At 27.2% G+C, this 11,624-nt stretch carries 13 protein-coding genes; 1 reads left to right on the top strand and 12 read right to left on the bottom strand.

Features of this window, described 5'->3' with window-relative positions:
* Nucleotides 1-6: 6 nt before the first annotated feature.
* The 3 genes from rlmN to FVE74_RS04335 form a co-directional block, all read right to left on the bottom strand.
* Nucleotides 7-1,119 (bottom strand): 23S rRNA (adenine(2503)-C(2))-methyltransferase RlmN, encoded by a 1,113-nt coding sequence (gene rlmN / locus FVE74_RS04345; protein WP_147003393.1) that lies wholly within the window; start codon nucleotides 1,117-1,119, stop codon nucleotides 7-9.
* Between the two features lie 176 nt (nucleotides 1,120-1,295).
* Complete coding sequence (locus tag FVE74_RS04340; RefSeq protein ID WP_147003392.1) at nucleotides 1,296-1,688, bottom strand: type II toxin-antitoxin system HicB family antitoxin; 393 nt, start codon at nucleotides 1,686-1,688, stop codon at nucleotides 1,296-1,298.
* Nucleotides 1,689-1,717: 29 nt separating this feature from the next.
* A complete protein-coding gene (locus FVE74_RS04335) occupies nucleotides 1,718-1,909 on the bottom strand; it encodes a type II toxin-antitoxin system HicA family toxin (RefSeq protein ID WP_147003391.1) in 192 nt (63 codons plus the stop codon).
* 256 nt (nucleotides 1,910-2,165) lie between these two features.
* Between FVE74_RS04335 and ligA the strand changes: the two genes are divergently transcribed.
* Nucleotides 2,166-4,274 (top strand): NAD-dependent DNA ligase LigA, encoded by a 2,109-nt coding sequence (gene ligA, locus FVE74_RS04330; RefSeq protein ID WP_147003390.1) that lies wholly within the window; start codon nucleotides 2,166-2,168, stop codon nucleotides 4,272-4,274.
* 610 nt (nucleotides 4,275-4,884) lie between these two features.
* On the opposite strand, the gene cas2 is transcribed toward ligA, so the two are convergent.
* The 9 genes from cas2 to csm2 form a co-directional block, all read right to left on the bottom strand.
* The gene (cas2, locus tag FVE74_RS04325) at nucleotides 4,885-5,208 is read right to left on the bottom strand and encodes a CRISPR-associated endonuclease Cas2 (protein WP_147003389.1); all 324 of its coding nucleotides are present in this window, start codon (nucleotides 5,206-5,208) and stop codon (nucleotides 4,885-4,887) included.
* A gap of 7 nt (nucleotides 5,209-5,215) precedes the next feature.
* Nucleotides 5,216-5,761, bottom strand: a complete 546-nt coding sequence (cas1, locus tag FVE74_RS04320) for a CRISPR-associated endonuclease Cas1 (protein ID WP_232054069.1) — start codon at nucleotides 5,759-5,761, stop codon at nucleotides 5,216-5,218.
* A gap of 26 nt (nucleotides 5,762-5,787) precedes the next feature.
* Entirely contained in the window at nucleotides 5,788-5,961 is a 174-nt protein-coding gene (locus tag FVE74_RS11875; RefSeq protein WP_232054067.1) for a CRISPR-associated endonuclease Cas1, read from the bottom strand.
* Nucleotides 5,962-6,049: 88 nt separating this feature from the next.
* Nucleotides 6,050-7,483, bottom strand: a complete 1,434-nt coding sequence (gene csm6 / locus FVE74_RS04315) for a type III-A CRISPR-associated CARF protein Csm6 (protein WP_232054066.1) — start codon at nucleotides 7,481-7,483, stop codon at nucleotides 6,050-6,052.
* Nucleotides 7,476-8,240, bottom strand: a complete 765-nt coding sequence (gene cas6 / locus FVE74_RS04310) for a CRISPR system precrRNA processing endoribonuclease RAMP protein Cas6 (RefSeq protein WP_232054065.1) — start codon at nucleotides 8,238-8,240, stop codon at nucleotides 7,476-7,478. Before cas6 ends, csm6 begins: the two co-directional genes overlap by 8 nt.
* Nucleotides 8,200-9,462 (bottom strand): RAMP superfamily CRISPR-associated protein, encoded by a 1,263-nt coding sequence (locus tag FVE74_RS04305; RefSeq protein ID WP_147003388.1) that lies wholly within the window; start codon nucleotides 9,460-9,462, stop codon nucleotides 8,200-8,202. Before FVE74_RS04305 ends, cas6 begins: the two co-directional genes overlap by 41 nt.
* Nucleotides 9,446-10,459 (bottom strand): type III-A CRISPR-associated RAMP protein Csm4, encoded by a 1,014-nt coding sequence (gene csm4 / locus FVE74_RS04300; protein ID WP_147003387.1) that lies wholly within the window; start codon nucleotides 10,457-10,459, stop codon nucleotides 9,446-9,448. The genes FVE74_RS04305 and csm4 overlap by 17 nt, the downstream gene beginning before the upstream one ends.
* 9 nt (nucleotides 10,460-10,468) lie before the next feature.
* Complete coding sequence (csm3, locus tag FVE74_RS04295) at nucleotides 10,469-11,206, bottom strand: type III-A CRISPR-associated RAMP protein Csm3 (RefSeq protein ID WP_147003386.1); 738 nt, start codon at nucleotides 11,204-11,206, stop codon at nucleotides 10,469-10,471.
* Between the two features lie 33 nt (nucleotides 11,207-11,239).
* Nucleotides 11,240-11,584: a type III-A CRISPR-associated protein Csm2 gene (gene csm2, locus FVE74_RS04290; RefSeq protein WP_147003385.1), complete on the bottom strand. Its 345-nt coding sequence runs from the start codon at nucleotides 11,582-11,584 to the stop codon at nucleotides 11,240-11,242.
* Nucleotides 11,585-11,624: the final 40 nt, after the last annotated feature.

The raw sequence follows: 11,624 nt of genomic DNA, 5'->3' as shown, positions 1-11,624 counted from the left end.
ATTTACCTAAACATTTTGAGAAGAATCCATCTGTTTTTTTGCCTTCAGCTGTCCACAAGCCGCCGCAATATCTTGCCCTTTAGTTTCACGCAATGTTACATTAACATTTTTATCTTTTAATAATTTATAAAATTCCCTTTGTTTTTGTTTTGAAGGAGTTTTATACGGCTTTCCTCCAACAGGATTATACGGAATCAAATTAACAAGGCACGAGAACGAATTTAAAAATCCAGCCAATTCTCTCGCATCCTCAGGCTCACAGTTCAAGTTATCAATCAAGATATACTCAAACGTAATCCGATTCTTAGTTTTCTTTTGATAATCTAAAAGCGCCTCCTTTAACTGCTTCACTCCCCATCTTTTATTAATCGGCATAATTTCACTTCTCACATCATCCCTTACCGAATGTAACGAAATCGCCAGATTTATCTGATTTTCACTTTCCGTAAATCTTTTTATCCCGTTTACAATTCCACTTGTAGAAATTGTAAAATTCCTCTTTGAAAAATTTTGCCCTTTTGGAGAATTTAACATATTAATAGATCCAAGAACCGCATCATAATTTAAAAATGGCTCTCCCATTCCCATATAAACCACATTTCCCAATTTTTCTCCACGTTTCATAAGATGCTTCTGAACATAATAATACTGCAGCAAAATCTCTGAAATTGACAAATTTCTTTCATAAGTCATTGTCGCTGTCGCACAAAAGTCGCACCCAATAAGACACCCAATCTGCGATGAAACACAAAGCGTATGCCGATTTTTATGGGAAATAAGCACACTTTCAATCAGCCTTTTATCCTTCAGTTCAAACAAAAATTTCTCAGTATCCCCATCTTCTGAAACCTGATGTGTCTTAAACTCAAGTTTTGCCACATAAAATTTCTCTTTAAGAATCTCCCTGTCTTTCTTTGAAATATTAGAAAATTCATCAAAATCAAACACCAATTTATTATGCAGCCAATCAAATACCTGACTGGCATTAAACTTCTTCAGCCCAATCCCAATAAATTTTTCCTGCAAACTTTCCAAATCCATCCCTAAAATATCAATTTTTTCAATTGTATCTATATTTTTCACATTTTCATCTATCATTTCACTATTACTTCTCTCCATATTTTATATTCTTTTCAATTTCCTCCTTTTATTTTTTCAGTTTTAATTGTTTATATCATACCACATTTTGAGAAAATATAACAGTATAAAAAAGATAATTTTAAAATAAAAAAAATGCCCAAAAATTCAATATAATTCTGAATAATTTATTTTTGAACATTTTTATCTTTTGGATTTTATAACCCTAATGTTTCTTTTAATGCTGTTTGCAATATATTAGAAAAATTCAATGAATGTTTTTCAGCTTCATCATTTAACCATTTAGGAATTGTCAATGTTTTTTTAATAGATTGATTTTTTGCCTTTTCTAAAATTGGAGAAATCCAAACATCAATATATATTAAAAATTCACCATCCTTTAAATCAATTTTTTTATTTTCAGAACTTGGAAACGGAATATTATGTTTTGCCATCGTAAATAATGTTCCCGATAAAACATCTTTTGCATTTATTACAACTTCTTCAAGAGTTTCACCATCAGTAAAACATCCCTCAAAATCTAAAAAATTGGCATAAAAAATCCCATCTTCCTTTTTTACAATACACGGATATAATAATCTACTTTTCATAAAGATACCCTCCTAAAAATATTACAAGGCTAAAATTTAAGCCCTGTAATACGCTCTATATTTGTTAAAGTTCCAGAAGGAATATCCTTTTTTGTACATTTTAAAGGACATATCTTTCCATTTTTTATATAAATTTCATGCGAACCAGTCGTATGATCCAACTCCCATCCATTCTTTTTTAGAACTTTAACAACACTTCTGTAAGGTTTAGTTCTTGACATTATTCCTCCTTACATTATTATTATACGTGTTTTTTATACGTATGTCAATAGCTTTTAAAAATTTTTTTAGTTATCAATAATTTTCTTTCTCACTTCAGCAACTTCTTCTATAATATTTAAAATTTTTATATCTATTCATTTTAAAATTTATCAATATTTTTAAATTCATACTCCAATTTATTTACTCCCAAAAACTTTTATTATCATAAAAAAAATGATATAATTTACAAAACAATTTTAAACAAAAGGAGCAGTCGTGAATTTATTTAATCAAGAAGAAAACAATGAAAATCAAAATATAGAAAATAAAAAAAATAATAATTTTTCTGAAATTCAAGAAAAATATACAAAATTAAGAAATGAAATCGAATACCACAACAATCTTTATTACAATGAAGACAATCCCATTATTTCCGATATGGAATATGATTTTTTAATACGTGAATTAAAGGAACTTGAGCAAAAATATCCAGAATTGCTGGAATATAATAAAAATGGGGAAAATTCGCCTACTGAAAAGATTGGAGGAACTGCGAGCGAGAAATTTTCAAAAGTGCGGCATAGAGTGCCTATGCTTAGTTTATCGAACACTTATAATATTTCTGAAATTGAGGATTTTAATAAAAGGGTTAAAAAGATTATTTTGGCTGAAAATATTGAAAATAATTCTAAAGAATTAGAATATATTTTAGAATTAAAATTAGATGGGCTTAGCATAAGCTTGATTTATGAAAATGGGATGCTTGTTCAAGCTGTGACTCGGGGAGATGGACAAGTCGGGGAAGATGTTACTGAAAATATCAGGGAAATTCCAACTATTCCGAAAAAATTGAAAGAAAATATCTCACTTGAAGTACGTGGAGAAATTATTTTGCCAATTTCCAGTTTTAATCGAATAAATCAGGAACGTGAAGATGAAGGGGAAGATGTTTTTGCAAATCCAAGAAATGCAGCTTCAGGAACGATAAGACAGCTGGATAAGACTATAGTTGCAGAACGTGGTCTTGACTGCTACCTTTATTATTTGGTAAATGCTGAAAATTACGGGATTAAAACACATCTGGAAAGTATTGAATACATTGAAAAACTTGGATTTAAGACAACAAAAATATTTGAAAAATATACTGATTTTAAAAAATTGGAAAAGGCTATTGATAAATGGCATGATGAACGAAAAAAACTTGATTATGAAACAGATGGGCTTGTTATAAAAGTAAATAATTTTTCACTATATGAAATACTTGGCTATACAACTAAAAGCCCACGATGGGCAATTGCCTACAAATTTCCTGCTGAACAAGTAAAAACAAAATTAATGGATGTAACTTTTCAAGTTGGGCGGACTGGAGTAATTACACCTGTTGCTGAACTGGAAGCTGTGAACTTGTCAGGTTCTGTTGTAAAAAGGGCTAGTTTGCATAATTTTGATGAAATTCGCAGAAAAGATATAAAAATTGGTGATAATGTTATTGTAGAAAAAGCGGCTGAAATTATTCCGCAAGTGGTAAATGTTGTATTCAATGACAGAACTGGAGAAGAAATTGAAATCCAGGAACCGGCAAACTGTCCTGTCTGCAACAGCGAACTTGCACATGAGGAGGGACTTGTCGCCTTAAAATGTCACAATCCACTTTGTCCAGAAAAAGTTAAACGCCAAATTGCCTACTTTGTTTCTCGTGATGCAATGAATATTTCTGGACTTGGCGATAAAATTGTCGAGAAATTTATTGAATTAGGAAAAATAAAAACAATAGTTGATATTTATTCGTTAAAGGAATACCGTGAAGAATTAGAAAATCTTGAAAAAATGGGTCAAAAAAGTGTAGATAACTTAATAAATAATATTGAAACTAGCAAAAATCGTGATTTTTCAAAAGTCCTTTATGCACTCGGAATTCCTTTTGTTGGAAAATTTAATGCAAACCTTTTGACAAAAAATTTCAAAAATATTGAAAATCTAAAAAACCAGTCAATTGAAAATTTACTAGCTGTAAAAGGAATCGGCGATAAAGTAGCAATCGCTGTAAATACCTTTTTAAACAATGAAAACAACTGGAAAATCATCACAGATTTACAAAACATCGGCTTACAATTCGCCATTAACGAATCCGATTTAAAAGAAATAGCCGACAACCCAATAAAAGGCAAAAATTTCCTTGTAACTGGAAAACTCCAAAAATACAAACGAAACGACATAAAAGACATCATCCTTTCTAAAGGCGGAAATTATCTGTCAGCAGTTTCAAAAAATCTAGATTTTCTAATTGCTGGGGAAAAGGCTGGAAGTAAGCTGGAAAAGGCTGAAAAACTGGGGGTTCGGGTGCTTACGGAGGAGGAGTTTGAGAGGGAATTTTTGGAGATTTAGTCTTTGATGCTTCTAAAATTATAAAAGAACTATATTGTTATATTTATAGTTCTTTTTTTATTTGATTAATTTTATAGTCTTAAAATAATTTTATCCTGAATATAACCCATCTCTTTTCTTTACAATTAATCAAAAAAACATTTTATATTCCATCCCCTTTCAAAATTTTCTTTTTAATAAATTTATGACAATATAAAATAAGCCTTAAAAAAATTTTAGTCTCCTCTCAGAGTATCTTTTCTTAATTATAATGTGTATATTACGTGTATATTACACAAACACTCTCTAATTTTTGTCTCCTTTCGGAGTTCAATTCTCTTTTATCAGCAGTAATTGGGCATACTAATATTGAAATGACTAGAAAATGTTTCCGTCTCCTTTCGGAGTTCAATTCTCTTTTATATCTATTCAATAATGATAATTACACTCGTTATGAGTGTTTCCGTCTCCTTTCGGAGTTCAATTCTCTTTTATCCTCCCCAAATTAAACCCTTATTTTATCATATATTATTTTATTATTTTCGTGAGAATTTTAGAAATCTTTATATTTCTCTTCCTTAACAATAAAAAATATACTCTAACCCCCATTTTTAAAGTATCGTGGCGATTGCTAAAAAAAATAATAATCTTCGTTTTCAATTTCATTTAATTCGCCATAAATTACTTTTTTTACATTCTGATTAAGCCTGTAAATTCTTATTAAATCTCCTTCTTCTGCAAATTTTTCTATTTCTTTTAAAAGTGTTTTACATTTTTCTCTAGTCAATAGACACTCAAAAGCAGACCTTTGTATTCTATTTCCATAAGAATTTAGAAGATTTTTAAGAAAAGCTCTTCTCTTGTTGTCTATAATATCATAAATTACGACAACTGTAAAGGTATCTTCAAAAAATTCATGACAAAAATCTTCATCTAAAAAATCCCATTCATCCATTTTACCATCACCTTATTAATATCGAACTATATAAATTTGGATTATCTTCTTCTATTGCTTTTATTAATTGCATTATTTGATATTCTATTATTCGCCTAAAACTCATTTTATATGACACTTCTTTGACATATCCGACTTCCTGTCTTAATCTTTTTTCAAATTCAGCAATAAATTTTTTACATCCTTCTTTGTCTAAATATACTCCACCATTTTCTTCATTGTATTCAAAATTTTCTTTTTTTATTTTATTATTATTTAAAAGAGCAATTGCCAAAGAATCTACCAGCATTGGTCTCCATTCTTCCATCAAATCAGAACACAATGCAGGATGTTTATGTCTATCAGAATGTAAAAATCCTGCATAAGGATTTAATCCTTTAGATTCAGCAATTGTAAATATTTCATAATGAAGAAGTGTATATCCAAAACTCAAAACAGAGTTAAATGGATCTTTTGGCGGTCTTTTAGTTCTTTGGGAAAATGAATATTCCTTGTCAATTACATTGCTAACACCTTTATAATACATTTTTGCCAAATGTCCTTCTATTCCCATTAATTCTTCAATAGACTTAGCATTATCTATATTTTTTGAATAAACAGACATTTACTGACTTGAATCGCACCAAAAATCACAATATTATCTATATTCTCAATTGGTATCGACTTAAAATCATTTTCTGAATAATTAATAATCAACCGATTTTCTTTATATTTTAACATTGCTCCTTGTTCATAAACATACACATTACTCATTTTAATTTACCTCATGTTCTTTGATAATAAAGGGGCTTAATCCCTTAAAAAATTCATAATTAAATACATTTTCAAACAGAAAATAGAATTACTTTTCTGTTCCTAAAATTTCATTTATAGCTTCGTTTATTTCATCATAAACATATATCATATTTTCTTTATATCCAAGATTTGTATAACATTTGTTAAAAAAATCAGTTATTTTACTATTTATAGTATCTATTCCAACTTTTGCTTCACTGTTAAAATCATCTCTATTAATAGTTTTTAATGAATGAGCAATCATATTTCTAACTTCTTTTATTTTATGCAAAGTTTTACTAAAATTTGAGAAATATTCTAAGTCCATTTTTTCCAGTGTTTCAGACTCACTTTTTTCAATAAAGTATTTAATCGTAGCAATTAACACACTATCTGATACAAATGTTGAATTTTTCAATTCTAAAATTCCTAATTCATGTTCAATTTTTTCTTTTAATCCAACATAATTTTTAATTTTTAAAATATCTGTTTTATAACTAAATTCCCCTTCTTTTCTTTTTTCTAAAAATAAATCTGATAATCTTTTCCCAAAAATATCTCTTAAAATTGACAAATAAATATTTACAATCAAAGGTTCAAGCATTATTGTATATCCTGCTATATCACCAGATTTTTGCTTAATGTTAGCAAGTGAAAAATAATCCACAATTTTGTACCATTCTTTTACTTTATTTTCAACTGTTTCATTTTTATTATAATAATAAAATTTATCAAGTTTTTTATCATTCAAACTTTTTAATTTTCCATTTGATTTCAATCCTTTTAAATGTCGTCTATCATTTGCAAAATTAAGAAGTCCATTTAATTTGCTATTTTCTTGAAAAATATCCCTTTTTAACAGTTCTAAACATGTTGAATATTCATATTTTTTTAACAATTCTTTTATTTGATTTTTCACCAAAAGTCTTGAATATTGTCTCAAATCAGGAAATAATATTCGATTAGTTCTAAATTCTTCTATATTATCAAAATTATTTTCTTTCTCATCGTTTACTTCATAGCTATTGTTTACAACTTTTGAAGTATTTCCTCTTCCTTCAGGAGTTGCTACTTGTATAGGAACAATGTTTATATTTACAGCATCAACAATATACATTACCAAATTACTTATCATTTGAGCAGTTCCTGATGTTATATTTACCAAAACTTCCGCATTTGGATGTTCTAGTTTTATTTTATTAAATGTTTCATTTATTTTGTTAAAATATATATCAAACAAATGTGCATTATCAATATCTGTATTAATATATTCAAATATTGGATTATAATCTTCCAAACTTTCTTTTATAGCTTTTTCATAAATTCTATTCTCATTTCTTTTTTGCATTTCAGAAGTTAAAACTAAATATATTTTTTCAGGTCTGAAATAACGGCAAATATGTAACATAGGCCCATCATAATTACCTCTTGTCGGATCAGTATTTCCTGCAAATGTTAAAAGCACTCTTTCTTTATTTTCATCAATGTTATTATTATCCAATTTTTATTCCTCCCATTCCCAATGCTGTTTTTACTCCAAGTCCTGTATATTCAGAAACTTTTAGCAAAAAATTCAAAAGTTGATAAAGCATCTCATCTTTACCTTTTATTTTTATCTTTAAATTTCCAATAAATCCTCTAACTCTTATATTTTCCAAAAAGAAATACCTCGTTCTTAAATAATATTCATCAATATATACTTTTTCCAAAAGTTCATTTATCACATTTTCATCTTCCAACTTAATTGTATCCGAATGTTGATTTATTTTATTTATTACTCCTAGAAGTAATGTCGAGATATTCGGAAATATTTGTAATACTCCATTTGATTTATGAGTTGTCGGAGTTAAAAAATATATTTTACTTTTTTTCTCATTACTAAAAAACAGTTCATCAAAAGATGTTTTTGTCATAGAAATTGATTTTACAACTATCTCGATTCCTTTTTTTTCCAAATAAATATTTTTTACATCATTCTCTAAAAAGTATTTTATTAACATCTCATAAGCATTTTTATTAAAGGTCGTTATTCTCCAAAATATTTTTCCGCTTTCCATATCTTTATAAATACACGAAGTATAAGGATGTGTTTCATTATAGTGCAAATAATCTGCATAAGCAGAATCAATACTATTCATCAAATATCCATGAAAAAGCGAACTCATATTCACATCTAACCCATTCCCCTCAATTTCCATTTCTATTTTTGCAAGCATCTTATTTTCCCACTTCCTTTTCAGATATTTTCCTAATTTCAACTAATCCTGCTAATTCAAGTTTCCCATTTTTTCTAATTCTATTTATTACTCTTGGAGAATCTTTATCATTCAAATGTAATCTTATCGCATTTGTTCCACCCTTGTGCAATAATATTTTAACAACTTGAGTTCTTTCACTTTTATCTTTAAACAATGCATGAACGATCGTTTTTTGATGAAATCCTGTATTTGCTCCCAATATTAAGTTTTGACAGCACAATTCATCTGGTAATTTCAAAGTATTTTCTATCAGATAATCCGTAGATTCTTCAAGAGCATTTATTAAATCATCAAAATCATTTATTTTAAGTCTTGTTCTTAAAAGTAGTTCAAAATCTAAAGTAATGTCAAATTCAAATATATTTTTAGGTTCTATATATTCCCTGACTACTGGCAAGTAACTTTCCTTTTTATCTTTTATTTTTTCATCAATATCTTGATAAAAATTAACATCTATATCCTTTTTATTTTCATAACTATCTGATACTGATATTCCAAATTTTTTAATTTTTTTATTTGAGCAATTTTCGTATAATATTTTCTCTTGTATTTTATTTATTACATTTTTTACTTTTCCTTGGAAAAATTTAGAATTTTTTTTATCGAAAATTTCGATTTCTTTTTCTGTAATATTTTCTTTACTAACAAATTCATTTCTCTTTTTATCAAAATTCTCAACTTCATTTTCTATCTGTTTTATTTCATTAACAAATTCATCTCGATTATTTATAATATAACTAACCAACAAAAGATTTACCAAAGCTCCTTTTATTGAACTTCCAGGAATATAAACTTCATCTTTTACATTTTTATTTAATAAAGTTATATTATTCAAATTTTCTTTTTTCTCATTTTCTTTAATTTTTAATTCTATATCCAAATTTTTGTAACTTTTTTTAGTAAAATTTTTTAAATCTTTTTTCAGAGCTTCGTTTTTATTTTTATTATCATAATTATTATTGTCATAAAGACCACTTTTATTTGTTAAAAAAGAATATAAATTTAATCTATTATTTTTTCTAATTTCATCCAAATACTTGTCTATAATTTTTTTCTCTACCAAAAAATTAACAAATTTGTTATTATCTATTATTGTTAAATCATTTGTATTAGGATTAAAAATATATTCAGTCTTATTCAATTTTGACTTATAATTCGCTCCCGCAATATGCACAGGCGTCAAAACTTCCATCTCCATTTTATATTTAACTATCTTTCCCATAAGTCACTCCTATAGCTATCGGCTTTCCCATTCTGTAAATGCTATGATTTCCATGCAATTTCAAATCTGCTAATCTTCCTGCTGGTTTAAAATTCAATACTGCTCCTGAAGAAATCATATAAACTTGCTTTCTTTTTTGTGGATTTTCACTATATTTAGGACTATTTACAAATCCACTTCTTTTTATTAATTGATAACCATTTTCTTTATTTTTTATTTTTTCAATTTCATCTTTTTGTGGCAAATACGACGACAACAGTAAATATTTCTCACTTTCCTTGTATAAAGATTCATTTATAAATCTATCGTCCTCCGACTCAATTATATCAAAATATTCTCCATCAAATATCATAGCATCGTCTGTGATACTAAATTGTCCATATCCAGCACTTTTTTTCCCACCTATTCCTGCTAGCGACAAACTTTCCAATACATTTTCAAATTTTTCCTGCCATTTCTCTGGTAATTGCACAATAAAATAAAGTCCTGAATCTTTATTAAATCTAAAAACTTCAACATTATAAAGTTCTGTATCTTCTCCAATTCTTGAAACCTTATTTTTAGTATGTAATTCCTTTTCTCCAAAATCATCATCTATTTCAGGAAAATTTTTTCCTGTTTCCAAAAATTCAAAATATTCCTTTAATCTATTTGCAGGAATATAACTTAATTTTTTCACCTTTTTTCTATCTACAACTTGCTCATTTTCATCATTACTTTGTTTTCTTTCAATATCATTCACAAATGGCTTTGGAACATAAAAAACTGTTTCTGTTTTCATTTCTTTAAAAGGCAATAAATCTGATATTTTAAATTCATCATTTTCTGTTAATTGAAATAATTCTCTATCATTTTCGCCAAATATTCTAATATATTCAGCATAAAAAGCAGAATAAAAAACATCTGAACTTACAGTTGTGCTTGTCAATTCTAAAGAACTGTTTGCACCAACATGAATTCCATTTGGAAATTTTAATTTATACAGTAAATAAGTCATTATTCTCTCCTACTTTCCAAATATTTCAGTATAATTTTCAATATTTTCAATTTCTGATCTCAAATATTCTATATCATCTTCATTTTCTTTTATGTAAACTTTTTCTATCAATTTTAAATCCTCAAATTTAACACGACCATATCCCCTAGTTCCATGTCCTCCTAAATAATCATCTTCAAGTAATCCAAACATCAAAAGTATATTTTCAAAATCGCATTTTACTTCTTTTTTCATATTTTCTGTGTTTTCAATATTATAAATCAATCTAAAATCAAATTCCGAACCTGCTGGTACTCTTTCCTGCTGTCTTGGATTTGCAACACAAGTTCCCCTGTCTATTGTATTTTCATATTTTATTTCTGTATATGGCAAATCAAACTCAACATCTCTACCATAATCTTTTTCTCTAAGCAGCATATCACAAAATTGCAATCTTGACAAAACTATCATTTCGTTTTTTTCTTTATTTCCTGAACTTCCAAATAATCTTCTAATTTCATTATGCTCTTCTTTTATATTTGGCATTGTTAATGTAGAATTATCATTATATTTAGTTCTAGAAAGCAAATATCTCATTTTCCCTTTTAACGAAGACCCTGGTATTATCGGTTTATTCGTAACAGTATCTCTAATTACAATGTTATCTACTGCTCCTATCGCCGAAAAATCTCCAGATGTTCCTATATGAAGTCCTGTTAAAACTTTTATTTTCCCTGTTATAATAAATTTTCCTTTTAATGTATTCATAACTATTTTTCACTCCTATTTTTTATTTTTAGTTTATCCAATATAATATTTCACGTATGCTACTATTTCTTCTAAATAACGATAAAATATATCAAAATCTTCTTTGGTTTTTATTTTTTTCAATTTTTCCGAAATTTCAAATTTTTTATCAAATTCTTTTACTTTAAATTCTCTACCACATTGATATGTATGCTTTATTAAAAGATATTTTACATCGTTTAATAATTTATCTGATAATTTGTCTTCTTTCTTTAGTACATTTGAAGATATTTTATTTTTTACTATTACTGAATTTGACAAAAGTTGTCTTAACTGCGTTGTTGTAACCATATTATTTTTATTTTCTTCTACTAATTTTTCCACTGTTTTGTTTTCCATAACAAATTCCTTTCTAAATTTGTAATAAATTTCCATTTTA

The organism is Leptotrichia wadei (genome assembly GCF_007990445.1).
Classification (GTDB): domain Bacteria; phylum Fusobacteriota; class Fusobacteriia; order Fusobacteriales; family Leptotrichiaceae; genus Leptotrichia; species Leptotrichia wadei_A.
This window is presented reverse-complemented; position numbering and strand designations above follow the sequence as displayed.

Excerpts from the sequence above, each read along its gene's own strand:
- rlmN (WP_147003393.1), bottom strand. The coding sequence starts at position 1,119 with ATGGAGAGAAGTAATAGTGAAATGATAGATGAAAATGTGAAAAATATA.
- FVE74_RS04340 (WP_147003392.1), bottom strand. The coding sequence starts at position 1,688 with ATGAAAAGTAGATTATTATATCCGTGTATTGTAAAAAAGGAAGATGGG.
- FVE74_RS04335 (WP_147003391.1), bottom strand. The coding sequence starts at position 1,909 with ATGTCAAGAACTAAACCTTACAGAAGTGTTGTTAAAGTTCTAAAAAAG.
- cas2 (WP_147003389.1), bottom strand. The coding sequence starts at position 5,208 with ATGGATGAATGGGATTTTTTAGATGAAGATTTTTGTCATGAATTTTTT.
- cas1 (WP_232054069.1), bottom strand. The coding sequence starts at position 5,761 with ATGGGAATAGAAGGACATTTGGCAAAAATGTATTATAAAGGTGTTAGC.
- FVE74_RS11875 (WP_232054067.1), bottom strand. The coding sequence starts at position 5,961 with ATGAGTAATGTGTATGTTTATGAACAAGGAGCAATGTTAAAATATAAA.
- FVE74_RS04305 (WP_147003388.1), bottom strand. The coding sequence starts at position 9,462 with ATGGGAAAGATAGTTAAATATAAAATGGAGATGGAAGTTTTGACGCCT.
- csm4 (WP_147003387.1), bottom strand. The coding sequence starts at position 10,459 with ATGACTTATTTACTGTATAAATTAAAATTTCCAAATGGAATTCATGTT.
- csm3 (WP_147003386.1), bottom strand. The coding sequence starts at position 11,206 with ATGAATACATTAAAAGGAAAATTTATTATAACAGGGAAAATAAAAGTT.
- csm2 (WP_147003385.1), bottom strand. The coding sequence starts at position 11,584 with ATGGAAAACAAAACAGTGGAAAAATTAGTAGAAGAAAATAAAAATAAT.